General features: G+C 63.9%; 25 protein-coding genes. 11 read left to right on the top strand and 14 right to left on the bottom strand.

Annotation, left to right across the window (positions count from 1 at the left end; translation table 11 throughout):
* Positions 1 to 98: 98 nt before the first annotated feature.
* Both AT984_RS20390 and AT984_RS20385 read left to right on the top strand, forming a co-directional pair.
* The gene (locus tag AT984_RS20390) at positions 99 to 776 is read left to right on the top strand and encodes a Crp/Fnr family transcriptional regulator (protein WP_231741476.1); all 678 of its coding nucleotides are present in this window, start codon (positions 99 to 101) and stop codon (positions 774 to 776) included.
* 72 nt (positions 777 to 848) lie between these two features.
* On the top strand, positions 849 to 1,049 hold the full coding sequence (locus AT984_RS20385) for a YgaP family membrane protein (RefSeq protein WP_058722499.1): 201 nt from the start codon (positions 849 to 851) through the stop codon (positions 1,047 to 1,049).
* A gap of 39 nt (positions 1,050 to 1,088) precedes the next feature.
* Here AT984_RS20385 and AT984_RS20380 read toward each other — a convergent pair whose 3' ends face one another.
* The 3 genes from AT984_RS20380 to AT984_RS20370 form a co-directional block, all read right to left on the bottom strand.
* Positions 1,089 to 2,219, bottom strand: a complete 1,131-nt coding sequence (locus AT984_RS20380) for an acyltransferase family protein (protein ID WP_197418187.1) — start codon at positions 2,217 to 2,219, stop codon at positions 1,089 to 1,091.
* 134 nt (positions 2,220 to 2,353) lie between these two features.
* On the bottom strand, positions 2,354 to 2,980 hold the full coding sequence (locus tag AT984_RS20375; RefSeq protein ID WP_058721668.1) for a DUF7010 family protein: 627 nt from the start codon (positions 2,978 to 2,980) through the stop codon (positions 2,354 to 2,356).
* Positions 2,981 to 3,379: 399 nt separating this feature from the next.
* Positions 3,380 to 3,775 (bottom strand): hypothetical protein, encoded by a 396-nt coding sequence (locus tag AT984_RS20370; RefSeq protein ID WP_058721667.1) that lies wholly within the window; start codon positions 3,773 to 3,775, stop codon positions 3,380 to 3,382.
* 160 nt (positions 3,776 to 3,935) lie between these two features.
* On the opposite strand from AT984_RS20370, the gene AT984_RS20365 reads away from it, so the two are divergent.
* Both AT984_RS20365 and AT984_RS23125 read left to right on the top strand, forming a co-directional pair.
* Positions 3,936 to 4,847, top strand: a complete 912-nt coding sequence (locus tag AT984_RS20365) for a dienelactone hydrolase family protein (protein ID WP_058721666.1) — start codon at positions 3,936 to 3,938, stop codon at positions 4,845 to 4,847.
* Between the two features lie 201 nt (positions 4,848 to 5,048).
* A complete protein-coding gene (locus AT984_RS23125) occupies positions 5,049 to 5,792 on the top strand; it encodes a hypothetical protein (RefSeq protein WP_156422151.1) in 744 nt (247 codons plus the stop codon).
* Between the two features lie 55 nt (positions 5,793 to 5,847).
* Here AT984_RS23125 and AT984_RS20355 read toward each other — a convergent pair whose 3' ends face one another.
* The 5 genes from AT984_RS20355 to AT984_RS20335 all read right to left on the bottom strand — a co-directional run bounded on the left by AT984_RS20355 (position 5,848) and on the right by AT984_RS20335 (position 10,628).
* The gene (locus AT984_RS20355; RefSeq protein WP_082680387.1) at positions 5,848 to 7,218 is read right to left on the bottom strand and encodes a ferredoxin reductase family protein; all 1,371 of its coding nucleotides are present in this window, start codon (positions 7,216 to 7,218) and stop codon (positions 5,848 to 5,850) included.
* Positions 7,219 to 7,495: 277 nt separating this feature from the next.
* Positions 7,496 to 8,302: a hypothetical protein gene (locus AT984_RS20350; protein WP_156422150.1), complete on the bottom strand. Its 807-nt coding sequence runs from the start codon at positions 8,300 to 8,302 to the stop codon at positions 7,496 to 7,498.
* Positions 8,303 to 8,435: 133 nt separating this feature from the next.
* A complete protein-coding gene (locus AT984_RS20345) occupies positions 8,436 to 9,203 on the bottom strand; it encodes a hypothetical protein (RefSeq protein ID WP_156422149.1) in 768 nt (255 codons plus the stop codon).
* Positions 9,204 to 9,618: 415 nt separating this feature from the next.
* Positions 9,619 to 10,185: an SRPBCC family protein gene (locus AT984_RS20340; protein WP_058721661.1), complete on the bottom strand. Its 567-nt coding sequence runs from the start codon at positions 10,183 to 10,185 to the stop codon at positions 9,619 to 9,621.
* Positions 10,182 to 10,628 (bottom strand): VWA domain-containing protein, encoded by a 447-nt coding sequence (locus tag AT984_RS20335; RefSeq protein ID WP_058721660.1) that lies wholly within the window; start codon positions 10,626 to 10,628, stop codon positions 10,182 to 10,184. The genes AT984_RS20340 and AT984_RS20335 overlap by 4 nt, the downstream gene beginning before the upstream one ends.
* 67 nt (positions 10,629 to 10,695) lie before the next feature.
* Here AT984_RS20335 and AT984_RS20325 point away from each other — a divergent pair.
* Positions 10,696 to 11,783 (top strand): IS3 family transposase gene (locus AT984_RS20325; protein ID WP_156422128.1). Its coding sequence is split into 2 segments (ribosomal slippage): positions 10,696 to 10,948 and positions 10,948 to 11,783, totalling 1,089 coding nucleotides; the frame shifts between segments, so codons are not numbered across the junction.
* Between the two features lie 37 nt (positions 11,784 to 11,820).
* On the opposite strand, the gene AT984_RS20320 is transcribed toward AT984_RS20325, so the two are convergent.
* From AT984_RS20320 to AT984_RS20300, 5 genes are read right to left on the bottom strand one after another with little or no spacing between them, the layout of a single operon-like run.
* Positions 11,821 to 12,684, bottom strand: coding sequence for a vWA domain-containing protein (locus AT984_RS20320; protein WP_231741475.1), 864 nt, complete (start codon positions 12,682 to 12,684; stop codon positions 11,821 to 11,823).
* 32 nt (positions 12,685 to 12,716) lie between these two features.
* Entirely contained in the window at positions 12,717 to 13,625 is a 909-nt protein-coding gene (locus AT984_RS20315; protein ID WP_058721658.1) for an AAA family ATPase, read from the bottom strand.
* The gene (locus AT984_RS20310; RefSeq protein ID WP_058721657.1) at positions 13,622 to 14,410 is read right to left on the bottom strand and encodes an FAD binding domain-containing protein; all 789 of its coding nucleotides are present in this window, start codon (positions 14,408 to 14,410) and stop codon (positions 13,622 to 13,624) included. The genes AT984_RS20315 and AT984_RS20310 overlap by 4 nt, the downstream gene beginning before the upstream one ends.
* Positions 14,411 to 14,430: 20 nt before the next feature.
* A complete protein-coding gene (locus AT984_RS20305) occupies positions 14,431 to 16,785 on the bottom strand; it encodes a xanthine dehydrogenase family protein molybdopterin-binding subunit (protein ID WP_058721656.1) in 2,355 nt (784 codons plus the stop codon).
* Positions 16,785 to 17,264, bottom strand: coding sequence for a (2Fe-2S)-binding protein (locus tag AT984_RS20300; protein WP_058721655.1), 480 nt, complete (start codon positions 17,262 to 17,264; stop codon positions 16,785 to 16,787). Before AT984_RS20300 ends, AT984_RS20305 begins: the two co-directional genes overlap by 1 nt.
* Before the next feature lie 166 nt (positions 17,265 to 17,430).
* On the opposite strand from AT984_RS20300, the gene AT984_RS20295 reads away from it, so the two are divergent.
* Together AT984_RS20295 and AT984_RS20290 are read left to right on the top strand one after the other, a co-directional pair.
* Positions 17,431 to 18,381 (top strand): XdhC family protein, encoded by a 951-nt coding sequence (locus AT984_RS20295; RefSeq protein WP_058721654.1) that lies wholly within the window; start codon positions 17,431 to 17,433, stop codon positions 18,379 to 18,381.
* Positions 18,382 to 18,499: 118 nt separating this feature from the next.
* Positions 18,500 to 18,739 (top strand): DUF2789 domain-containing protein, encoded by a 240-nt coding sequence (locus AT984_RS20290; RefSeq protein WP_058721653.1) that lies wholly within the window; start codon positions 18,500 to 18,502, stop codon positions 18,737 to 18,739.
* Positions 18,740 to 18,778: 39 nt separating this feature from the next.
* On the opposite strand, the gene AT984_RS20285 is transcribed toward AT984_RS20290, so the two are convergent.
* Positions 18,779 to 19,885 (bottom strand): calcium:proton antiporter, encoded by a 1,107-nt coding sequence (locus AT984_RS20285; RefSeq protein WP_058721652.1) that lies wholly within the window; start codon positions 19,883 to 19,885, stop codon positions 18,779 to 18,781.
* Between the two features lie 308 nt (positions 19,886 to 20,193).
* On the opposite strand from AT984_RS20285, the gene modA reads away from it, so the two are divergent.
* From modA to AT984_RS20265, 4 genes are read left to right on the top strand one after another with little or no spacing between them, the layout of a single operon-like run.
* Complete coding sequence (gene modA / locus AT984_RS20280) at positions 20,194 to 20,958, top strand: molybdate ABC transporter substrate-binding protein (RefSeq protein WP_058721651.1); 765 nt, start codon at positions 20,194 to 20,196, stop codon at positions 20,956 to 20,958.
* Between the two features lie 5 nt (positions 20,959 to 20,963).
* A complete protein-coding gene (modB, locus tag AT984_RS20275) occupies positions 20,964 to 21,671 on the top strand; it encodes a molybdate ABC transporter permease subunit (RefSeq protein ID WP_442952154.1) in 708 nt (235 codons plus the stop codon).
* A complete protein-coding gene (locus AT984_RS20270; protein ID WP_058721650.1) occupies positions 21,668 to 22,348 on the top strand; it encodes a sulfate/molybdate ABC transporter ATP-binding protein in 681 nt (226 codons plus the stop codon). Before modB ends, AT984_RS20270 begins: the two co-directional genes overlap by 4 nt.
* The gene (locus AT984_RS20265) at positions 22,329 to 23,150 is read left to right on the top strand and encodes a TOBE domain-containing protein (protein WP_058721649.1); all 822 of its coding nucleotides are present in this window, start codon (positions 22,329 to 22,331) and stop codon (positions 23,148 to 23,150) included. Before AT984_RS20270 ends, AT984_RS20265 begins: the two co-directional genes overlap by 20 nt.
* Positions 23,151 to 23,156: the final 6 nt, after the last annotated feature.

The raw sequence follows: 23,156 nt of genomic DNA, 5'->3' as shown, positions 1-23,156 counted from the left end.
TTCAAACTAAGGCACACAATACCTCAGCCAGTTTGCATGGGCATGACTGGGCCAAGCGCGCGCGCAAATGGGCCGCGCCGCAGCAACGAGAGAACAAATTGACTCTGACCCCAATTCAAGAAGCGCGGCTGTTGGCGGCTTACCCCGCCGTGGCGGCCCTGCCCGCGGCGATGCGCGAAGCGGTCTTGCGCCAGGATGCGCAGTGGGTGCAGCCCGCGCCGGGCACACAGGTTTTCAATGAAGGCATGGCTTGCCAGGGATTCCCCATGCTGCTCAGCGGCGAGATCCGGGTGGCCCGGGTGGCCGCCACGGGCCGCTCGCTGGAGTTGTACCGGGTCTTGCCGGGCGATTTGTGCGTGGCCTCCACGGCCAGCTTGTTTGGCCATCACCAACTGGCCGCGCAGGGCCAGTGCACCGAGGCTTGTGAGCTGGTGCTGCTGAGCCCGAGCGGCTTTGCCGCCTGGGCCGCTGACGCCGGCTTTCGCAACTATGTGTTCGGCCTCTTCGCCGACCGCCTGACCGAGTTGATGGCCCTGACCGAGGCCGTTGCCTTTCAGCGCCTGGATCAGCGTTTGGCCAGCACCTTGCTGGGTCATGGCGCGGTCTTGCAAATCACCCATCAAGCCCTGGCCGATGAGCTGGGCACGGTGCGCGAGATCGTCACCCGCCTGCTCAAGCGCTTCGAACGCGAGGGCTGGCTCAGCCTGGGCCGAGAGCGCATCGAGTTGCTGAATGTGGCGGCGCTGCGCCTGTTTGCGGCGCAAACCACGCCCTAAGTGACCCAGGTCACAGACTGGCCGGGCTGCGGCGGCGACAGTGGGGCATCCAAACCCACTCAGGAGTTCACCATGTTCAAAGTCAATGTCGGTTCCGCTGACCGCATCTTCCGCATCGTCGCCGGCTTGGCCTTGCTGGGCCTGGCGGCCACCGGCACCGTCGGTGCCTGGGGCTATATCGGCATCGTGCCGCTGTTCACCGGCATCTTCCGCTTCTGCCCGGCTTACCTGCCCTTCGGCATGAACACCTGCTCGCTCAAAGACAAGTCCTGAGGGACTAGGCCCCCATTAGGCGCACAAATTAGGCGCCGATTAGGCCCGCAATAGCCGAGGCAGCAAGTTGCCCAGCTGCAGGCGTCCGCTGGGCACTTCCACCCAGCGGTAGAAGGCCAGGGCGGCCAGATTGCTCAAGCCCCAGGCCGCCAGCATCATGACCACGCCGGAGGCGCCACCGGCCATGTCCTGATGCTCAAACACCGCGTTGAGCAGCAAGCAAACCGGGAAGTGGATCAGGAACAGTGCGTAGGAATGCGTGCCCAGCTGAGCCACCCAATGCGCCAGGCGCGGCGAGCGGATCAAGGGCTGCTGCTCCGGCGCTTGATCGTGGCGCGCCTGCCACCAGGCCAGGGCCAGCGCCGTCACCAAGGCCAGCGCGATGCGCTCGCGGAATTCCACCGCCAAGGCGCCTAGCACCAGTGCCGTCAGCACCCACAGGCCCACGCGGCGCTGCGGGCTCAGGCCCAGCCAATGCACCAGGGCACCCAGGCCGTAAGCACCAAAGAAATACAGCGCCCAGATGTCCAACTGCTCATCGCGGTTGAACACAAACAGCGAGGCCAGGCACAGCAGCAAGACCAAGGCCGGTGCCATCGCCATGCGCAGCCAGCGCCGCACTTGGCCCAGGCCGCGTGCGGGCTGCAGCCGGCGCGCCAGCCACATCAGGCCCAGCAGCATGGCAAACAATTGCAAGTCCATGGCCACATACCAGGCGCCCACGGTCAGCGACTCAAAACCCAGCAAGTCTTGCATCAACAAGCCATGCGCCAGCAATTGCGGCAGGCTCACCGAGGTGGGCGTCAACTCTTCCAGCCAGGGCTCCACCAACAACGAGCAGGCCAGCGTCAGGAACACCGCCGCCATGAAGGGCAAAGCCAGGCGCAGATAGCGCTTCCACAGCAACTCGGGCACGGCGCCCTGCAAGGCCTGACCCGTGGCCGACAAACCCCGCGCGCTCAAAAATCCACCGACGACCAAAAACACCTGCACGGCCAAGCGGCCGTAGTGGTGCAGAACCGACATCAGATGCGGCAGCCACGCCTCCACGGCGTGGGCAATCGGACCGTAGGCCGACAGGTGATGCAGCACGATGGCTTGCGCAGCCACCGCCTTCAAGGCATCGACATGCAGCAAGCGACGCCGAGATTTCTGGACAAGGAAACTCATGGGCCAAGAAAGAGCAAATGCACCGGTCCCTCGACAAAGCGAGGCAGCACGGTGCATGGACGAACAACAAAGTGGGAGGCTGGAAACAAGCGCCCGGGGCCTTGGCCCTGGGCTGGCTCACCTCGCGGTGAATCTCAAGCCAAGCCCACGATTGTAGTCGGCAGGGGCTTTTCGCGCTCGCCCTTTTCCGCCGCCTGCAAAGCGTGCCAGCGCCGCTCCAGCACCACGATCACCACCACATAGAGCGCCACGATGATGGCGGGGATGATCACAAAGCGCTGATCCGGGAAGGCATACCAAGCACCCAGCACCAAGACGGTGCGCGCCACGCCATGCGCGATGCCAATCCAATGCTGGATGAACCAGGACACCGGCAACCACATCAGCCCGGTCAAGATGCCCACGCTCATGGGCAGGGAGCTGTAGTCCTGCGCGGCAAACGGCAAGGCAATGGCGTAGACCAGCAAGGCCATGGCCACGGTCAGCATGAAGAGCTTGTCGAACTCATTCTTGGGCCGGCGCTTGTCCATCAGGTTCTCACCCGTCAGCCGCGACAGCAGCATGCCCAGGTAAACGATGGAGCCGGTGGCCGCGTACAGCGTGAGCACCGACACATACAAGGAGGCCACGCTGCCCACCAGGCCGATCACGCTCCAGGCGATCAGCCCCGCCAGCGGCATGGCCAAAAAGCGGCGGCGCGCGAAAGCCTCGCGCTGGGCATCAAGGGAAAGAACTGCTTGGGTTTGAACGGCGCTTGACATGCTGGGCTCCGGCGTTGAGTGGCTTGATGGGGCTACGTTAAATAGCTCCAGCCACAGCACCGGCCGCCAAGCGACGAATCAACGGCAGCGCCGACTCATCGCCAGCCACGCCGATGAACGGCGCGCCGCAAGAAGGCCTCAAGCGCTAGGAGCGTGCGCGGCTGAAATCCATGCCCGCGTTGGGCCCGCTTGGGTGCGCAGGCTAGGCGCCGTGCGCGGCTCGGGCTAGCCGCCCGGGCAAGCGCGGCAACGACGCATGGGCGCCCAAGCGGGCCCAACCCGGAGGGCCGAGGCGATTCGCCGCACCTGGCGGCGTTGCGCGCTCGTTGCAGGGGACGACCATGCGCCTCGCCCGCGCCTTGCCAGGCGCCGCGACTCGCCTCGGCGCGGGCATGGATTTCAGCCGCGCACGCTCCTAGGCCGCGCCCAGAAATACCCCAGGATGTAGAGCGACACCAGCACATCCATCAGCGCGCCGCCCATAAAACCGGCCGCCGCCGGCTGGCCCCAGTTCATCAGCACCAGCAGCACCAGGCAGGCTTTCTCCAGGCCGACGAAGATCAGGATGGGCGTGCGCCACTCGCTGCGCAGCGCCGCCAGAATCATCGCCAGCCCCACCAAACCCACCATCGCCCCCCAGTGCTGGGCCAGCACGGTGTAGGCCGGTACGTAGTCCAGCTGAAAAATCATCTTCAGCGTCCAGGCCGGCAAGAACAGCAGGCCGGCCGCGCCGGCGGTGATGGCGCCGGTCAGCAAGAAGAAGGGGCGGAAGGTGGTGTCAAAGAAGCGTTGCATGGGACGCAGGTGTAGCAGGGCTAACGCTGCGTGGCAATTCGCGTTTCAGTCTAGGAGGCTGTCGGGCTGTGGCTTGGGCCCAGCGCCATCTTGTCCCCGCACAATCGCGCTCATGAATCGGACGCACACCACATCAGCACGAACGGCCAAGTCTTTCGTCATGCGCGCTTTTTTGATCGGCTGCCTGGGCCTCGCAGGCGGCCTCTCCGCAGTGGCCGCTGGCACCACACCTGAAAAAGTGCAGGTGCCCAGCCTCGACCTGCGCGCAGGCCAGGCCCTCCCGCTCCTGGGTCACTGGTTTCCGGCGGCCGGCAATGCGTCATCCCGCGCACCGGCCATCGTGCTTTTGCATGGCTGCGGTGGCGCCTACGGTCGCGGGGGTGAATTGTCTGAACGCATGCAGGACTACAGCCAGATGCTCAATGCCGAAGGCTGGCATGTGCTGGTGCTGGACTCCTTGACGCCACGCGGCGAGCGCGAGCTGTGCACACAAAGAATCGGCACCCGCGCCATCACCATGACCGAACGCCGCCGCGACACCTTGGGTGCCCTGCAATGGCTGGCCGCGCGGCCCGATGTGGATGCCAAACGCCTGGCCTTGCTGGGCTGGTCCAACGGCGGCAGCACCGTGCTGGCCAGCACCAATCTGAACCACGCGGAAGTCAAAGCCGCCGCGCTGCGCCCGCGCGCGGCGGTGGCCTTCTACCCCGGCTGCGAAGCCGATCTCAAACGGGGCTATGCGCCAACGGCCCCGCTGCTGATGCTGACCGGCGCGGCCGATGACTGGACCGCCGCCGCGCCTTGCGAGGCGCTGGCCCAACAAGCCCAGGTGAAGTCCAGCGGCGCGAGCAGCGAAAAGAACGACGCCGTCGCCATCAAGCCCCAATTCATCGCCTACCCCGGCGCCTTCCACGGCTTTGATAGCAAGACGCCGGTGCGTGTGCGGGCCGATGTGCCCAATGGCGTCAAGCCGGGGGCCGGCGTGCATGTGGGCGGCCAGCCTGAGGCTTTTGCGCAGTCCCGCAGCGCCATGCTCAGCTTTCTGAAAGAACAATTGCGGGACCCACATTGACACCTAGCGCCTCAAGCCAGGGCCCCACTCTTGCGAGGAAGTTCTTTGATGCCAAGTCTTCAGATCACAGTACTCGCTACCGCTTAGAACGCGTCGAGCGGCGGCAGCGGAACGCCTGCCGCCTCGGGTTCAGCCGCAGCATCATGAAGTAGAGTCAATCACTTGCTGCCAGCCAAGTCACGGCGCAATTTGGAGGCATCAATGGCAACACTGGCTTCGATCAAATCGACACTGTGCGGGCTACTGGTTGGCGCATTGCTGGCTTTCAGCAGCGTCGCGGCGCCGCCCACAATAACGCTCACTGGCGGCGAAAAATTCCTGGACTCGTCTTATGGGCGCTGGCTAGGAAAGGTCTACAAAGAGGCTTTTCGGCGGCTTGGCTACGACTTCGTTCTTGTAGGCTACCCCTCGCAGCGAGCCATTCTGATGGGGGATAGAGGCGAGGTCGATGGCCAGGTTGAGCGTGGTTACGATTTCAACGTCGAACACCCCAATCTGATCCGTGTCGAAGAGCCCACGAATAAGGTGGCCTATAGCGCGTTTGCGGTCAGGCTTGGCTTGAAGCTGCAGGGCTGGGAAAGCATGCGAGGCAAGCCCTACCGTGTCGTCTCACGCCGAGGCATAGGAAGGACGGTTGAGCGGCTGTCTTTGATGGTGCCGAAAGAACAGCTGGTCTATGTTGAAAGCCCCGAACAAGCCTTGCAGATGCTGGTTTTGAGTCGAGCGGACATCTATATCGATTACGAGCCGCTGGTCGAAGAAACCCTGCTCGGCTTGCGCAAAAGTGAGCCGAAGACATTCGGCGACATCTACAAGGCCGGCGAAATGGACTACACCACCCACCACGCCTTTCTGCATTTCAGACATGCCGAACTGGCCAAACAACTTGCCGTGGTGCTGCGCGCGATGAAGCGTGAGGGCCTGTTCGAAAAGTACCGGGAGTAATCACGCAGCCGCTGGGACAAAGCCTTGAGCCACCACAGCGCAACAGTGCCGCTGCTCAGCGGAACTCAAACGCCTCTTGATGAAAGTCGCCAGCCGCCAAGCCCCCTGCCAGCAAGCCCTCGCGCAAAGCCTGGCCGAAGCGCGCCGGGCCGCAGAACCAAAGGCTGGCCTCCCGCCACTGCGGTGACATGGCCATCAAACGCTCCACACTCAGCTGCCCTTGCGTGGTGGACTCCAGCACATGCAAATTGACGCCTGCCGCAGCGGCCAGCTCCGCGATGCGCCGCGTGATGTCGGGGTCGCCCTTGCGGGTGCAGTAGAAAAGATCCACTTGCTGCGCCAGCAGCGCGGGCGCCTCAGCTGTGGGCGAAGCGGACGATGCGGCTTCGCGCAGCTGAGCCAGCTCTTGCATGCGCGCCAGGAAGGGCGTCATGCCAATGCCGCCGCCCACCCAAATCTGGCGCGGCTTGCCGTCCGCAAACACAAAACGCCCATAAGGCCCTTCCACCCAGGCCGCATCGCCCGCCTTCAGCAGCGTCGGCAAATTGCGGGTGTAGTCCCCCAAGGCCTTGATGGCAAAGCGCAGTTCGCCATCGCCCTTCCAGCTTGACGCGATCGTGAAGGGGTGCGCGCCTTCGCGGCTATCAAAAGTGGCCAGGCCGAACTGGCCGCTTTCGTGGCCGGGCCAGCCGGGCGCCAGCTTCAGGCGCAGCTCCAGCACATCCAAGGCCAGTTGCTTCACCTCCAGCACCTCACCCGCCACACGCCGGCGCAGGCCCACGCGGCCGAACAAAGACATCAAAGCCGCCACGCTGCCAAACAGCATCAAGGCCATGATCAGCCCGGCCGCTGGCCAGCCCAGCCCCTGCCAATAGCCCTGCGGCAAGAACACCACGCTGTGATAAACCATCACCAGATAGGTCGCCGGCAACAGCCGATGCAGGCGCGCAAACCAGCGGTAAGGCACCCGCCGCCACAAAGCCACCACCACCAGCGCCACCGCCAGATAGAGCGCCCATTCCGCCCAATCCTTGGCCGTGCCATGAAACGGCCGCAAAGCCTCCACCGCCTGGCTGGCCAAGCCCTTGGGCTTGACCATCAGCCCACTGCCGCGCAACTCCTTGACCACCAAGCGCAAGCCGTAATGGAACAGCGCAAGGCCGACGCCCCACTGAGCCAAGCTCTTGTGCAGCCGATAAGCCCGGTCCAGCCCGCCAACCCAGCGCTCCAGCCAAGGCATGCGCAAAGCCAGCACCATCGCCACGGACATCAAACCGATGGCCAGATAGCCGCTGAGATAAAGCCCGTCCAGATAAACCATCCAGCGCTGCAAATCCGGCGCGCCGTCCGCAGGCCAAGCAGGTAAGCCCAGCCATGCAAAGGCCAGCAGCACCAGAAGCACAAGCCATGTGGTCGAAGCTCTCATCATCACCATCATCTTGCGGTCCTCACGTCAGCCGGCTGGATGTCGAAGCCTGGGATGAGGATAGCAAGGCGGGCAGAGTGCCGTGGTGATCTGAAGCAAGGCTGAGGGAGGAACGAGCGACAACCAGGGTCAGATCGCCCAACTTGTATCGCTACTTAAGAAGCTGAAGGAGCGTCAAGCGATGTCCCTCAGCCAGCATTGGCTGAATATGAGGAAATACCGGGGCTTGGAGATGCAAGATGAGAGACCTGAACCTCAGGCTTCCTCGAACAGCTGGTTAGACAGCGGCAGTGGGAAGAGCTCCTACTACCTTGAGCGACAACTTTCCGGATGCTCCACGCTCTGCGAACAGAATCACCGGATTGCGTGCATCGAACGTCACGCCGATATCGGCTGGTACGCTGCTATTGAAAACAGGCAGGACGTTTATGAACGGCCGCGTGCGGGAGTTCTTCTCGGATCCAGCACTCAGTACATTTCCGTAGTGTGAATTAACTACGCCAGCGTAGATGTGATGAGCACCGTTCCATGTATGAAAGGACAGATACCCGTGCCGAAGCTCACTGGGACTGTCCGGCGCAACCGGATCATCAAGAAGCGGGAGTTGCATGTAGTGAAGCAGAGAAAGAAGGCAAATTTCGATATCTGAGCCTTGCTTTGCAACACTAGCCATGTCGATCGCGTCGGGAAAAATATCCGGCAAGAACGTGAGAAATGCGACCGTAAGGTCGTGAGCCATGAGCGGCTTAATCGCTGGGGGAAGTGCAATATTAATTGTTTTTGTTTGTTCGTCGGTCGATAGAACCCTATGGCGGGGCATTTTCTTAAGTGCCTTTGCCATTTGTGCGTCCGCGCCCTTTACGTAGCTACGAATTGGCCCTTGGTCTTTCATCTCGGGATGCGCGATTGAATGCGCAATGTCAACGAGATACGGAAGACCAAGCCTGATTCCTGGCGGAGCATCTTGCATTTGGCGAGTACTCAAAGAAACCGTCTGCAAACGATCGCGCATGCCAAGCAGCAAGCTCTTGACATCACCCTCATCAAAGGTTCCATCCTGAATCTTGCACAAGGAAGAATACATGAGCACAAGGTGCTTGGGATTGAGGTATCTGGCCGCCATGCGTTAATTGGGACAAGTGGAATCGTATCTCGCTGTCTAACGTGAAGTTGAGGCGCCTGCGCGGCTTTTCGCGCAGGTCGCCTCGAACGTAGTGTTAGGGATCATGTTTAGTAAACCGAACGAAGTTAATGACGACATCGTCTTTGCGCGGGATAATGGCAAAGCGATTCTTAGATTCAACTTGCAAGTAGACATGCGTCGGTGATAGAAAGATCAAGTTACCCTGAAGCGCGCCGTCTGGTGTTGTTACTTCTGAGTAAATTCCGCCTAGGTTGAAGTGTTGAAGGCTGATTTCAAATAGACGCGCTGCTCCGGCTGTGTTTGCCATTGGCAATAGGAAGGCGAAAACGATAACTACGGACAATGTGGCGAAATAGGTTCTCCCTCGGCAGAACGCGATGACCATGAACAGCACGCCAAGCGTTACAGCTACGAGGATAGGTGCGACAAATGCAGGTGTTGGATTATTGATGCACCCGTATAAGAAGGCCACAAGCAGCGCGACGTTCAAGAGAATCGATAAGGCAATTTGCGCAATCATCAACGCCCGACCTGTGTGTGATGCCTCTTTGCGCAGTTCCCGATATGAAATTACAACCGCAGGAACTGAAAAAACCAAGAAGGCGCCAACTATCGCAAGCAGGAGAAATCCGGCGAAGAACAATATTCGAAGCGAAAGCAAGTTGTCCAGCATCTCATAGGCGTAGAAGCCATGATTTGCCATATAGAAGCCGAAAAGATAGAAAGGGTACGTCGCAAAGAAGAAGCCGGAAACGAGGAAGGCGACCACTCGGAACACTATCCCGTTACCAGACTTAATGGCGTCTGATATCTTGTCTCCAAGGTCGGAAAGCCATGGCATATAGATGATCCCTAACGTGTTCTGTGGAGACAGGCCGCGCAACCTATACCAGCTCCGTGCTGTACAGAACAGGCTCGCCAAACAGTTGCAAGTGATTGTTCTAAAGACACAAATCGCTCGATCGACTGCACTTTTAGATGCAATAAATTTCTGACGAGAGCGGCCACTTACTCAAAATCATTTTCCGAGTCTAGGCTGCCGAGTGAGGCGGCGATGATGCCAGCTTTTTCATCCGTATCGGTGGCTCCCGGCGCAATTCGCGCCCAGGACTTTCCCGCAAGATCTACCGTCCCTGACTGCTGGCGACGCGGCTGTTAAAAAAAATAGCTAACTCGTTATCCACCTACGCTTCAGCCAACGGACCGGAGGAGTCCGCTTAACGGAAAAACGCGCAATCGTGGCCCATTGCACATGCTCACACCTTCCCCGTAAACACCCTCCCCAGCCACCCCAAGTACCAATCCAGCAGCCGCTGAAACCGGCTTTTCTTCGGTGCCTCATCAGCCGCCGACTCGGCAAGCACCGCCGCCACCGCATAACGCGCTTGCAAAGCGGTATTGAAAGCGGAGAAGAAGTCGCCGGCCATCTTCTGCGCGGCCATGTCCACCAGGCGGGAGCCGATTTGGGCGATCTTGCCGCCGACGCTGGCTTGCACTTCGTAGTGCAGAGTCGTTTCTGTGGGGCTCACGGGCTCCAGCCGCACCTGGGCCGTGCCTTTGCCGTGGCCGGCGGCGCCGCCGCTGCCTTCGAAGGCGAGGTGGTAGCTGCTGGGTGGCTGCAGGTCCGAGAGTTTGAGCTTGCCCTTGAACTTGGCTTTGACCGGGCCGATGGCCACCGTCATCAAAGCCTCGAACTCATGCTCGCCGATCAGCGTGAGGCTCTCGCAGCCCGTGATGCTGGCTTGCAGCAGGGCGGCGTCGTTCAGCGCCTCCCAGGCTTGGGCTTGCGAGACGGGCAGGGTTTCTTGGCCGTTGAGGTTCATGGTGGTGGCGACTGTGTCGAGAAGGATGAGGATGTGTTCGATCTGGCGCTTGTGCGGGCGCTTTGATTTCCGCCGGCATGAGGCTGCGACAGCCGCTGCGCCAGCGCTTCCAGGCTGGCCAGATTGTGCGCCGGCAGATGCAGGCTGACTTCGGGCAGCAGGGCACGCACCCCGGCGGCCTTGGGCTCGAAGCCGTCAAAACGTAACAGGGGATTCAGCCAGACCAGGCGGCGGCAGCTCAGGCGCATGCGCTCGGCTTCAAAGGCCAGGGCGGCGCAGCGCGGGTCATCCTCGCTGCCCTGCTCCAAGCCGTCGGTGATCAGCAGCACGGTGCTGTCGCTGTGCAGCAGGCGGCGGGCCCAGCGGCGGTTGAACTCTTGCAGGCAGGCGCTGATGCGGGTGCCGCCAGACCAGTCTTGCACCTGGCGCGATACCGCCGCCACGGCCAGGGTAACCCTCCCGTCAAACCACTGGCGCGAGAAGTAGAAATTTCTCGAAGAGAATTTCTACATGAAGAAGTCCAAGTTTTCCGACAGCCAGATCATGGATGCGCTCAAACGCGCTGAGGCAGGCTTGCCCGTTCCCGACCTATGCCGAGAGGTCGGCATCAGCACCGCCACGTTTTACAAATGGCGAGCCAAATTTGGAGGCATGGACACCTCCCTCATGGCCCGCATGAAGGAACTCGAAGAGGAGAATCGGCGCCTCAAGAAGATGTACATTGAGGAAAAGCTCAAGGCCGAGATTGCTGCGGAGTACCTTGCAAAAAAGTAACGTGGCCGTCTCGCCGCCGCGAGATGGCCAAAGAAGTGGTGGCCCAGCGTGGCACCAGCATCCGGCTGGCCTGCAACATCTTCACAGTCAGCGAGTCATGCTACCGCTACGAGGTCAAGAAGAATGACCAGGACGATCAAATCGCCGATTGGCTGATGCGGCTGACGGACAACAATCGCCACTGGGGCTTTGGCCTGTGTTACCTGTACTTGCGCAACGTCAAAGGCTTCCCATGGAATCACAAGCGCGTTTACAGGGTTTACCGGGCGTTGGAGCTGAACTTGCGCATCAAACCGCGTAAACGGCAGGTGCGGGGCAAGCCTGAGCCCTTGAGCGTGCCGCAGGCCATCAACGAAGTCTGGTCCATGGACTTCATGCACGATCAACTTGAGGACGGGCGCAGCTTCCGGTTGTTCAACGTCATTGACGACTTCAACCGAGAAGCGTTGGGCATCGAAATAGATTTCTCGCTGCCCTCAGAGCGCGTCATCCGGGCACTCAAGCAGATCATTGCTTGGCGTGGCAAACCACAGGTCATTCGTTGCGATAACGGCCCCGAGTACATCAGCGCAACCATCCAGCGTTGGGCACATGACTGGGGCATCAAACTCGACCACATCCAGCCGGGTAACCCGCAGCAAAACGCCTATGTCGAGCGCTTCAACAGGACGGTGCGCTATGAGTGGTTGTCGCAATACCTGTGGTCCGATTTGCAAGAGGCTCAGCTGTTCGCCACCCAGTGGATGTGGAAATACAATCACGACCGCCCAAATATGGCCTTGGGCGGCATCACCCCCAAGCAGCGACTGGCCAACGTTGCATGACCCTTTCTACTTCTCGATTCAATGTAAAACGGGGGGATTACCCCAGGTCGGGGTCGCGCTGCTTGAGCAAGCGGGTGATGGGCGTGAGGCGGGTGCCGAAGACAAAGCTCTCGACCTTGGGCGCGCGGCTATTGCTGCGCGGCATGGGGTTGGCCAGGCCATGGGCCAGATGCAAAAGCATGCGCGAGTAACGGCCCATGGAGCCGGAGATGTCGGCCAAGATCAGCAGCGGCGCCACCTTTTCCTTGCGCGCCTGGCGCGGCAGGGCCTGATGCTCGCCGCGCGCCTGGGCCCGCAGGCTGCCGCGCCAGTCCAGGCGGCCGCGTGTGGCAGTGGCCCAGCGGCGGGTCGGGCGGGCCTCCAGCAACCAGCTGCCTTGCAGCTGCGCCAGCAGGCGCTTGGCGGCGATCCACTCTTGCGCCGTCATGGTGTCGAAGTCTTGCTGGCGCAGCACCTCGCGCGCGCTCCAACTCAAACGGGCGTCGATCTCAATCTGCTGCTCAGGCTCGGGCACTTTGGCCTGCGGGCCGGGCGCATGCGGGAACAGGGCCTGGGCCAGGCGCCGGTTCTCCGGCAGGGCCGGCGTGCCGGGCTTGGCCTGGGCTTGCGGCAAAAGCATGCGCATGATGCGGCCGAGCAGATCGGGGTCGCGCCAGAAGATGGCAAAGGCTTGATCGAACAGGGGCCGGTGCTCGGCCCGGTCGATCAGGCAGGCGGCCAGGGTGGCGTGAAAGTCTTGGCGCGACTCCAGCCCTGCGAGCTGCAGGGCCTGCAAGCTCAGCAAGACGCGGTCGCTGCCCACCGCCATGCCGGCCTGGCGCAGCACGCGGGCGAAGTGCATGACGTTTTGCGCCAGATAACCTTCAGCCTCAGCGGGTGACGGCGCGGGGTTCTCAGCCACGGTCATCCACGATTCAGCGCCATCACACAAGCTCACCCACCCTCAACCACCCGCAACTGCTCCAGCAGCCGCGCGGCCTCGGAGCCCTGCACCCGGGCGATGTCGTCCTGGTACTTGAGCAGCACGCCCAAGGTGTCGTGCAAGGTGGCGGGATCCAGCACCAGGGCGTTCAACTCCAGCAGCGCGCGGGACCACTCGATGGTTTCGGCCACGCCGGGCAGCTTGTACAAATCCAACCGGCGCAGGCCCTGGATGAAGGCGACGATCTGGCGCGCCAGCGCGGCGGGCGCTTCGGGCACGCGCAGGCGCAGGATCTCCAGCTCGGTGGCCGCATCCGGAAAGTCCACCCAGTGATAGAGGCAGCGGCGCTTGACGGCGTCGTGAATCTCCCGCGTGCGGTTGGAGGTGATGACGACGATGGGCGGCGTTAGGGCTTTGACGAGGCCCAGCTCGGGGATGGTGATCTGGAAGTCACTCAGCACCTCCAGCAAAAAGGCTTCGAAGGGTTCGTCGGCGCGGTCCAGCTCGTCGATCAGCAGCACCGGTGCCACCGCATTGGCCGGGTCAATCGCCTGCAGCAAGGCACGCTTGATGAGGAAGCGCGGCGCGAACAGATCGCGGCTCAACTCCTCCCGCGAGGCCTGGCCCTCGGCCAGCTTGATCTCCAGCATCTGGCGGGCGTAGTTCCACTCGTAGGCGGCGCCGGCCAGATCCAGCCCCTCATAGCACTGCAGGCGAATCAGCGGCCGGCCCAGCATGGCCGCCAGGGTCTTGGCGATCTCGGTCTTGCCGGTGCCGGGCTCGCCTTCCAGAAACAGCGGGCGCTGCAGGCGCAAGGCCAAGAAGGTGGCGGTGGCCAGCGCGCGCTGGGCCACATAGCCCTGCGCGCGCAGCGCCGCCGCGGTGTCGTCAATGCTGGCGGGTAGCGGCGCGGAACTCACGCCGCCCCTGCCACCGCCCGCCCGGCCAGCACGGGAATCAACGCCGCGCGGTAAGCGGGCGAGCCATGCAGGTCCTGGTTCAGGCCGTCGGCGCTGACGGTGATGGCGGCCGTGGCAGCCGGGCTCCAGCTACTGCCCAGCGCCGCCTCCAGCTGCGGCTCACGGAACACGCCAGGCCCCGCACCGGTGACGGCCACCCGCACGCCCGCCGCAGTCTTCGCCACGAAGACGCCGACGATGGAAAAGCGCGAAGCTGGCTGCTTGAACTTCTGCCAACCCGCCTTGGCCGGCACCGGGAAGCTCACCGAGGTGATGATCTCGCCAGGCTGCAGCGCGGTTTCGTACATGCCTTTGAAAAAGTCATCAGCGGCGATGCTGCGCCGGTCGGTGTGCACCGTGGCCGCCAAGGCCAACACGGCGGCGGGGTAGCAAGCGGCCGGGTCGTTATTGGCCAAGCTGCCGCCCAGGGTGCCGCGATTGCGGACCTGGCGGTCGCCGATGCGGCCGGCCAGATCGGCCAGCGCCGGAATGGCGCTCAGCACGTCCTTGGACGCGGCCACCGTGGCGTGCGTGGTCATGGCGCCGATGACCAGCTTGCCGCCGTCCAGCCGAATGCCTTTCAGATCGGCCAGACCGCTGAGGTCAATCAAGGCCTCAGGCGCGGCCAAGCCCAGCTTGATGGCGCCCAGCAAGGACTGCCCCCCGGCGATCAGCTTGGCCTCGTCTTTGGCGCCGGCCTGGGCGGCTTCGGCGACCGAGCCCGCTTGTGTGTAGGTGAATGTCATGGCGTGTGTCTCCCTTGCGCTCAGCGATTGGCCTGCATGGCTTGCCACACCGCATGCGGGGTGGCGGGCATGGGCACATCCTTGACGCCGATGGCGTCGCAAATGGCATTGATCACCGCAGGCGGCGAGCCGATGGCGCCCGCCTCGCCGCAGCCTTTCACGCCCAGCGGGTTGTGGCTGCAGGGCGTGCCCTTGGCGGTCTTGATCAGGAAGCTGGGCAAGTCGTCGGCGCGCGGCATGGCGTAGTCCATATAGCTGCCTGTCAGCAACTGACCGCTTTCCTTGTCGTAAATGCCGTGCTCCAGCAAGGCCTGGCCGATGCCTTGGGCGATGCCGCCTTGCACCTGGCCTTCCACGATCATCGGGTTGACGATATTGCCGAAGTCGTCCACCGCGCTGAAGCGGTCCACCCGCACCTGGCCGGTTGCGGGGTCCACCTCCACCTCGCAGACATAGCTGCCGGCGGGGTAGGTGAAGTTGGTGGGGTCGTAGAAGGCGTTCTCGTTGAGGCCGGGTTCCAACTTGTCGAGCGGGTAGTTGTGCGGCACATAGGCCGTCAGCGAGACCGAGGCGAAGGGCACGCTCTTGTCGGTGCCGGCCACCTTGAAGACACCGTTCTCAAACTCGATGTCGGTGTCGGCCGCTTCCAGCAGATGGGCCGCGATCTTCTTGCCCTTGGCGATCACCTTGTCCACCGCCTTGACGATGGCCGTGCCGCCCACCGACAGCGAGCGGCTGCCGTAAGTGCCCATGCCGAACAGCACCTTGCCGGTGTCGCCATGCTCGATGCTGACGTCTTCGATCGGGATGCCCAGCTTGTCCGCCACCACCTGCGCGAAGGTGGTTTCGTGGCCCTGGCCGTGGGAGTGCGAGCCGGTGAAGATGGTCACCTTGCCGGTGGGGTGCACGCGCACCTCGCCGGCCTCGAACAAGCCCGCCCGCGCGCCCAGGGCGCCGGCGATATTGGACGGGGCCAGGCCGCAGGCTTCGATGTAAGTGGAATAGCCCAGACCGCGTTTGAGCCCCTTGGCCTCGCTGGCGGCGCGGCGTGCCGCGAAGCCGGCCACATCGGCCAGTTCCTGCACGGCGTCGAGCGTGGCGTCGTAGTCGCCCACGTCGTAGGTCAGGCCCACCGGCGTGGGGTACGGGAAGGTTCGGATGAAGTTGCGGCGGCGCAGCTCGGCGGGGTCAATGCCCAATTCCTTGGCTGCGGTTTCCACCAAGCGCTCCACCACATAGGTGGCCTCGGGTCGGCCCGCACCTCGGTAGGCATCCACCGGCGCGGTGTTGGTGAACACGCCGGTGACCTCGGCATAAATCGCCGGGGTGGTGTACTGGCCGGCCAGCAAGGTGGCGTAAAGAATGGTCGGCACGCTGCTGGCAAAGGTGGACAGGTAAGCGCCCAAATTGGCCGTGGTGTGCACTCGCATGGCGAGGAACTTGCCCTGCGCGTCCAGCGCCAGCTCGGCCACGGTGGCGTGATCGCGGCCGTGGGCGTCGCTCAAAAAGGCTTCGCTGCGGTCGGCGGTCCATTTGATCGGGCGGCCAACTTGCTTGCTGGCCCAGGTCAGCGCGGTTTCTTCGGCATACAAAAAGATCTTGGAGCCAAAGCCGCCGCCCACATCCGGCGCCACCACGCGCACCTTGTGCTCGGGGATGCCCAGCACGAACGCGCACATCAGCAGCCGCGCCACATGCGGGTTCTGGCTGGTGGTGTAGAGGGTGTAGCTCTCGTCGCCGGGGTTGTAGCTGGCGTTGGCAGCCCGTGGCTCGATGGCGTTAGGGATGAGGCGGTTATTGCAGTACTGCAGCTTGGTGACGTGGGCCGCGCCGGCAAAGGCCTGGTCGGTGGCGGCTTTGTCGCCGCAGCCCCAGGTGTAGCAGACGTTGCCGGGTGCCTCGTCGTGCACCTGGCCGCTGGACTGGGTGGCGCTGGCGGTGTCCACCACCGGCGCCAGCTCCTCATAGTCCACCATGATCAGCTGCGCCGCGGCCTTGGCCTGGGCATAGGTTTCGGCCACCACCAGGGCGAGGGCGTCGCCGACATAACGCACTTTGCCATCGGCCAGGATGGGGTGCTTGGGCTCTTTCATCGGCGAGCCGTCGAGGCTGTTGATGAGCCAGCCGCATGGCAGTCCGCCAACGGCGCGGAAATGCTCGCCGGTGAAGATGGCCAGCACGCCCTCGGCGGCCTCGGCCGCTGCGACGTCGATGCCCTTGATGCTGGCATGCGCGTAGGGCGAGCGCAGGAAGTAGGCGTAGCTTTGGCGGGGCAGCACCAGGTCGTCGGTGTACTGGCCGCGGCCGGTCAGAAAGCGGGCGTCTTCGCGGCGGCGGATGCTTTGGCCGATCAGGCCTTGTTGGGGCGCGTTCATCACTGGCCTCCCTTCATCGCGGCGGCGCCGGTCTGCACCGCACGCACGATGTTTTGGTAGCCGGTGCAGCGGCAGATATTGCCCTCCAGCGCTTCACGCACTTGCGTTTCGGAATGGCAGCCGTGGTGCTGCACCAGGTCCACCGCGCTCATCACCATGCCGGGGGTGCAGAAGCCGCATTGCAGGCCATGGCACTCTTTGAACGCGGCTTGCATGGGGTGCAGGCTGCCGTCAGCGGCGGCCAGGCCTTCGATGGTGCGCAGCTCGGCGCCGTTGGCTTGTACCGCAAGCAGGGTACAGCTCTTCACGGCGCGGCCGTTGATGTGAATGGTGCAAGCACCGCATTGGCCGGTGTCGCAGCCCACATGGGTGCCCGTCAGGGCCAGGTCTTCGCGCAGAAATTGCACCAGCAATTGATCGGCCTCGACCGTGCGCGTCAGCGTCTTGCCATTTACCTTGAGCGTGATTCTCTGACTCATCTCGTCTCCTAGTTTTTTTCACCAAGCGGCAGCACGCATCCTCGCGGCTGCACCGCCGCCGCGCTATCCGCCGTTTACCCGTATGTATATGCATACAGCTTCTGTTACGCGGACGGTTTTTCACCGGCGGCGCACCAAGCCGGCGGCAGGCGTTTAGCATCGGCCTATGGACAATCTTGATTTGACGGTTTTGCGCCAGGTCAGCCAGTGGCTGAGCGAAGGCCGCGGCGTGGTGCTGGGCACCATCACCCGCACCTGGGGTTCGGCCCCGCGCCCAGTGGGCTCGGTGGTGGCATTGCGTGATGACGGGCAGATTGCCGGTTCTGTCTCCGGCGGCTGTATTGAAGACGACCTGGTGGCCAAGGTGCGTGAAGGTGCGATGCACCTGAGCCGGCCCCAGCTCTTGCGCTACGGCATTGGCGCCGAGGAGGCCAACCGCTTCGGCCTGCCCTGTGGCGGCACGCTGGAGTTGATGCTGGAGCCGCTGTCGGCCCCCGGCTCACAAATCGACGCCCTGCTGCAGCGCCTGGAGCGCGGTGAACGGGTGCGGCGAGTCTTGGACCTGGCCAGTGGCGAAGTCAGCCTGGGCGAAGCGCAAGCGGGTGCCGATGTGGTGCTGCTGACCGAGCACAGCCTGTGCACCCACCACGGCCCGCAGTGGCGCTTGCTGATCATCGGCGCGGGGCAGATGACGCAGTACCTGGCCGATATGGCCAAGGCGCTGGACTATCAGGTGCTGATTTGCGACCCGCGCGAGGAATACACGCTGGAGGTGCCCGGCTGCACACTCAGCCGCGACATGCCGGACGACTGCGTGCAGGCCTTCGCGCCGGACGGCCACAGCGCCATCGTCGCCCTCACCCACGACCCCAAGCTCGATGATCTGGCCTTGATGGAAGCCCTGCGCAGCCCGGCGTTTTACGTCGGCGCCATCGGCTCACGGGTCAACCAGGCCAAACGGCGCGCGCGCTTGGCCGAGCATTTCGACCTCAGCGAAGAACAGCTGGCGCGGCTGCATGGGCCGGTGGGCTTGAACATCGGGGCGCGCACGCCGCCGGAGATTGCCTTGTCCATCCTGGCGCATATGACGGCGCAACGATATGGGGTGACGATTTAGGAATAGCCCACAGCACACAGCAGGCCCAGCACTTCGAGCCTTGGCGCCGCCCGGTCAACGGGGGCGCACCAGCAGGGTCTCGAAGCCCTTTTTCCGAACCCGGAGCTCGACCCCCATCATGGACAAAACCCACCACCGTTTCCACGAATTGTTTGCGCAACTGGGCCTGCCCCATGACCCGCTCAGCATTTATGACTTCCTGACCCTGCACGCGCCGCTGGCGCCGGAAGTCCGCTTGGCCGATGCCCCCTTCTGGAGCCCGGCGCAGGCCGAGATGCTGCGTCAGCAGCGCTGCGACGATGCCGACTGGGCGGAGTTGGTTGACCAACTGGATGCCTCGCTGCGCTACAACGGCTGAGCCCGGAAAAGGCCGCCTCGGGAGCAGCAGCAAGCCTGCTCAGGGGAACACGGTCATGAACAAATAGGTCGCGAAGATCGCCAGGTGCACCACGCCTTGCAGCACCGTGGTGCGGCCGGTGCCCAGTGACAGCGTGGCCACCAGCAGCGACAACATCACCAGCACGATGGAGGCGGCGTCCAGGCCCAGGGTGAGTTGCCAGCCATTGGCAATCGCCACCAAGGCGACGACCGGAATGGTCAGGCCGATGCTGGCCAGGGCCGAGCCCAGGGCCAGGTTGAGGCTGGTCTGCAAGAGATTGGCCTTGGCGGCCCCCAAGGCGGCCAAGCCTTCGGGCAGCAAGACGATGGCCGCAATGATCACGCCCACCAAGGTGGCCGGCGCGCCAATGGCCGCCACGCCAGCCTCAATCAAAGGCGAGATCGACTTGGCCAGCAAAACCACGGCCGCCAAGCCCAGCACCAACAAGCCGGCGCTGATCCACGCGGCGCGCGTGCTGGGTGGGGCCACATGGGCGTCGGCGCCGGCCACGGCGGCATCCTCGGGCGAGGGCAAAAAGTAATCGCGGTGGCGAATCGTCTGGATGAACAAAAAGGCCGCATACAGCAGCAAGCAAATCACCGCGATGAAGCCCAGCTGGCTATTGCTGTACACCGGGCCGGGTACGCTGCTGGTGAACACCGGCAGCACCATGGTCAGCACCACGATGGCGGCCAAAGTGCTCAGCGCCGCGTTGACACCCTTGATCTCAAAACGCTGCTCCAGATGCCGGTGCCCGCCCACCAGCAAGCAGATACCGACGATGCCGTTGAGGATGATCATCACGGTGGCGAACACCGTGTCGCGTGCCAGCGTGGTGGCCGACTCACCGCCGGCCAGCATCAGCGTGACGATCAGCGCCACCTCGATGGCCGTGATGGCGCCCGCCAGAATCAGGCTGCCCAGCGGCTCGCCCACCCGATGCGCCACCACCTCCGCGTGATGCACGGCGGCCAGCACGCCGCCCAACAAGCCGGCAATCATCAAGCCCTGGTAAACCAGGCCCAGGCTTTGACCAAAACCCATGGCCTGCCCACCCAGCAAAAGCCAGCCGATCACGGGGGCGGCAATGGTCCAGAGTGGCTGCGGGGCATGGGCTTGTGGCATTGATGACTGTCCTTGAACTTCTGAAATTGAACGAGCGGCCGGCTGGGCTGGCCGCCCGCTTGGCCCCTCACTTCTGCGCAGACCTTGGGGCTGATGTGGCGTCCGGCTTGTGGCCGGCGACTGCCCGCCCCTCATCGCGCGGGGTAGGCCCATCAATATAACCGCCGAGTTTGGCGACACGACGAGCAGCGCGGCGGAGAGCAGACGCCGCCCACGGCGCACTGGCCAACGCGGCGCCCCTCGTGGCGCGATCTTTCGTTATGTAGTCAGTTATATTTCGATCCTCAACAGCTTCTCACCGCCAAGCCATGTTGCTCCGCACCACCTTGCTCCGCCTCTCCTTTTTGCTGCTGAGCAGCCTGGCCGGCTTGGCGCCTGCGGCCTGGGCCGGCGAGCTGACCGTCTCGGCAGCCTCCAGCCTCAGCAATGCCTTCAAGGAGTTGGCGCCGGGTTTTGAAGCGCAGCAGCCGGGCAGCAAACTGCTGTTCAACTTCGCCGCTTCTGACGCCTTGCTGGCCCAGATTGCCAAGGGCGCGCCGGTGGATGTGTTCGCCGCGGCCGACCAAATCAGCATGGACCGGGCGCAAGCCCAAGGCTTGCTGGCCCCGGGCAGCCGGCGCAACTTCACCCGCAATCAGCTGGTGTTGATCAGCGCGGCCGGCGTGACGCCGCCGAAGTCCTTGGCCGACTTGCAAAGCCCCGCCTTCACCCGCTTGGCGCTGGGCCGCCCCGAAGGCGTGCCGGCCGGCCGTTATGCCAAGAGCACGCTGGAAGCCGCCGGCCTGTGGACCGCCCTCGCCCCCAAGGCGGTTTACGCCCAGAACGTGCGCCAGGCGCTGGACTATGTGGCGCGCGGCGAGGCCGAGGCCGGCATCGTCTACGCCACCGACGCCGCCCAGGCCGCAGACAAGGTCAAGGCCGCCTTCAGCATCCCCACCGCCGAGCCGATTCTTTACCCCGCCGCCATAGTGAGCGGCAGCGCTAACGTCAAGCTCGCTGGGCAGTTCCTCAGCTATCTGCAGAGCCCAGCCGCCCAGGCCGTGCTGGCTCGCCACGGTTTTCTCGCGCCCTGAACGTGATGATCGGAGACACGGCTTTGTTCTCAGCCCTGCAGGCCAGCTGGCCCGCGCTGGCGCTTTCGCTCAAGGTGGCGCTGTGGGCCACCGGGCTGAATCTGCTGCTGGGCACGGCGGCCGGCTTCGCGCTGGCGCGGCTGCGGGTGTTTCCGGGCCGCGAGCTGCTCGATGCCATGCTGACCCTGCCCATGGTTTTGCCGCCCACAGTGCTGGGCTACTACCTGCTGGTGCTGATCGGCAAGCGCGGGCCGTTGGGCGCCTGGTTGTTCGAGCATTTCGGCATCACCCTGATCTTCAGCTGGCAGGGCGCGGTGATTGCCGCGACCTTGGTGTCCTTCCCGCTGGTGATGAAGTCGGCCCGCGCGGCGTTTGAAAACCTCGACCCCCAGCTGGCCCAGGCCGCCCGTGTGCTGGGCCTGAGCGAGGCGGCGCTGTTCTTCCGCGTTAGCCTGCCGCTGGCCTGGCGCGGCATTCTGGCCGGGCTGCTGCTGGCCTTTGCACGGGCGCTGGGTGAGTTTGGCGCCACGCTGATGGTGGCGGGCAGCATCCCCGGCCGCACGCAAACCCTGTCCATCGCCGTCTACGAGGCGGTGCAAAGCGGGCAGGATGAGCTGGCCAACAGCCTGGTCATCATCATCTCCATCACCTGCGTCGCGGTGCTGCTAGCGGCCGGGCGTTTGGCGCCGGCCACGCGGAGGGCCGAGGCGTGATCGAAGTCCACATCCGCAAGCGCGTCAGCGCCAAGTTCAGCCTGGATGTGAGCTTCCACAGCCAGGCGCGCAACACCGTCATCTACGGCCCCTCGGGCGCGGGCAAGAGCCTGACGCTGCAGGCCATCGCCGGCCTGCTGCGCCCCGACAGCGGGCGCATTACCTTCCAAGGCCAAACCCTTTTCGCGGCGGGCGGGCCCGAGCTGCCGGCGCGCGAACGCGGCTTTGCCTATCTTTTCCAGGATTACGCCCTCTTCCCCCAGCTCACCGTGGCGCAGAACATTGCCTTCGGCCTGCAGCGCAGCTGGTTCAACCCCAGTGCCCGCAAAGCCGCCGCCCTACCTGCCGTGCAGCATTGGCTGGACCGGCTTGAACTGAGCCCGCTGGCCCAGCAGCTGCCGCATCAACTCTCGGGCGGCCAGCGCCAGCGCACGGCCCTAGCGCGCGCCCTGATAACCCAGCCGCGCGCCCTGCTGCTGGACGAACCTTTTTCGGCCCTAGACCCCGAGCTGCGCGGCCGTCTGCGCGAAAGCTTGCAAGCCCTGCTGGCCGAACTGCAGATTCCGCTTTTGATGATCACCCACGACCCGGACGACTTGGCCTTGTTCGGCGACACCCAATTGCTGCTGCGCGGCGGCCGCATCGTCAGGAACCCCGATGAGCCCGAGCAACACTGAAGACCCCCAGCTCCAGCTGGCCGCCGAACTGCGTTTGCGCCTGCAAGGCCAAGACCTGGGCGGCAGCCGCCAGCTGGCCTTGCTGGCGCAGATCGCGGAGCTGGGCTCACTCACCCAAGCGGCCAAGGCAGTGGGCTATAGCTACAAGGGCGCCTGGAACGCGATTGAGCTGATGAGCAACCTGGCCGGTGAGCCGCTGCTGGAGCGCCTGGCCGGCGGCAAGGGCGGGGGTTTTAGCCGCCTGACGCCACGCGGCGAGGCCCTGGTGGCCAACTACGCGTTGATCCAGCAAGAACACGCCCGCTTCATCGCCCGCCTCAACACCCAAGCCCAAGGCCTGCACGCCGACTACGCCCTGATGGGCAGCATTGCCATGAAAACCAGCGCCAGAAATCAGTTTGCCGGGACCGTCAGCGAGATGCGCCCCGGCGCGGTGAATGACGAAATCACACTGAGCATCATCGGCGGCCAGCAGATCGTGGCCAGCGTTACCCGCGAGAGCCGGCTTGAGCTGGGGCTGACACTGGGCGCCAAGGCCTTCGCGCTGGTGAAGGCCTCCAGCATCATCCTGATGACCGGCGAGCAAGACGTGAAGTTGTCTGCCCGCAACCAGCTGCGGGGTCAGGTCTTGCGCCTGCAGCCCGGCGCCATCAATTGCGAGGTGGTGCTGGAACTGGCAGGCGGCGGCACCGTGGCCGCCATCGTCACCCAAGCCAGCGCCGACAGCCTGGGCCTGTGCCCCGGCATGGCGGCCACTGCGCTGTTCAAAGCCTCCAGCGTGATCATTGGCGTGGCCGCCTAATCAACG

The organism is Paucibacter sp. KCTC 42545 (assembly GCF_001477625.1).
Lineage (GTDB): Bacteria > Pseudomonadota > Gammaproteobacteria > Burkholderiales > Burkholderiaceae_C > Paucibacter_A.
This window is presented reverse-complemented; position numbering and strand designations above follow the sequence as displayed.

What these genes read in the sequence shown, in the direction of transcription:
- AT984_RS20370 (WP_058721667.1), bottom strand. Translation starts at nt 3,775, where the DNA reads ATGCAACGCTTCTTTGACACCACCTTCCGCCCCTTCTTCTTGCTGACC.
- AT984_RS20365 (WP_058721666.1), top strand. Translation starts at nt 3,936, where the DNA reads ATGCGCGCTTTTTTGATCGGCTGCCTGGGCCTCGCAGGCGGCCTCTCC.
- modA (WP_058721651.1), top strand. Translation starts at nt 20,194, where the DNA reads ATGTTGCTCCGCACCACCTTGCTCCGCCTCTCCTTTTTGCTGCTGAGC.
- AT984_RS20340 (WP_058721661.1), bottom strand. Translation starts at nt 10,185, where the DNA reads ATGAACCTCAACGGCCAAGAAACCCTGCCCGTCTCGCAAGCCCAAGCC.
- AT984_RS20295 (WP_058721654.1), top strand. Translation starts at nt 17,431, where the DNA reads ATGGACAATCTTGATTTGACGGTTTTGCGCCAGGTCAGCCAGTGGCTG.
- modB (WP_442952154.1), top strand. Translation starts at nt 20,964, where the DNA reads ATGATCGGAGACACGGCTTTGTTCTCAGCCCTGCAGGCCAGCTGGCCC.
- AT984_RS20285 (WP_058721652.1), bottom strand. Translation starts at nt 19,885, where the DNA reads ATGCCACAAGCCCATGCCCCGCAGCCACTCTGGACCATTGCCGCCCCC.
- AT984_RS20350 (WP_156422150.1), bottom strand. Translation starts at nt 8,302, where the DNA reads ATGTATTCTTCCTTGTGCAAGATTCAGGATGGAACCTTTGATGAGGGT.
- AT984_RS20355 (WP_082680387.1), bottom strand. Translation starts at nt 7,218, where the DNA reads ATGAGAGCTTCGACCACATGGCTTGTGCTTCTGGTGCTGCTGGCCTTT.
- AT984_RS23125 (WP_156422151.1), top strand. Translation starts at nt 5,049, where the DNA reads ATGGCAACACTGGCTTCGATCAAATCGACACTGTGCGGGCTACTGGTT.
- AT984_RS20300 (WP_058721655.1), bottom strand. Translation starts at nt 17,264, where the DNA reads ATGAGTCAGAGAATCACGCTCAAGGTAAATGGCAAGACGCTGACGCGC.
- AT984_RS20310 (WP_058721657.1), bottom strand. Translation starts at nt 14,410, where the DNA reads ATGACATTCACCTACACACAAGCGGGCTCGGTCGCCGAAGCCGCCCAG.
- AT984_RS20265 (WP_058721649.1), top strand. Translation starts at nt 22,329, where the DNA reads ATGAGCCCGAGCAACACTGAAGACCCCCAGCTCCAGCTGGCCGCCGAA.
- AT984_RS20345 (WP_156422149.1), bottom strand. Translation starts at nt 9,203, where the DNA reads ATGCCATGGCTTTCCGACCTTGGAGACAAGATATCAGACGCCATTAAG.
- AT984_RS20375 (WP_058721668.1), bottom strand. Translation starts at nt 2,980, where the DNA reads ATGTCAAGCGCCGTTCAAACCCAAGCAGTTCTTTCCCTTGATGCCCAG.
- AT984_RS20290 (WP_058721653.1), top strand. Translation starts at nt 18,500, where the DNA reads ATGGACAAAACCCACCACCGTTTCCACGAATTGTTTGCGCAACTGGGC.
- AT984_RS20385 (WP_058722499.1), top strand. Translation starts at nt 849, where the DNA reads ATGTTCAAAGTCAATGTCGGTTCCGCTGACCGCATCTTCCGCATCGTC.
- AT984_RS20380 (WP_197418187.1), bottom strand. Translation starts at nt 2,219, where the DNA reads ATGAGTTTCCTTGTCCAGAAATCTCGGCGTCGCTTGCTGCATGTCGAT.
- AT984_RS20305 (WP_058721656.1), bottom strand. Translation starts at nt 16,785, where the DNA reads ATGAACGCGCCCCAACAAGGCCTGATCGGCCAAAGCATCCGCCGCCGC.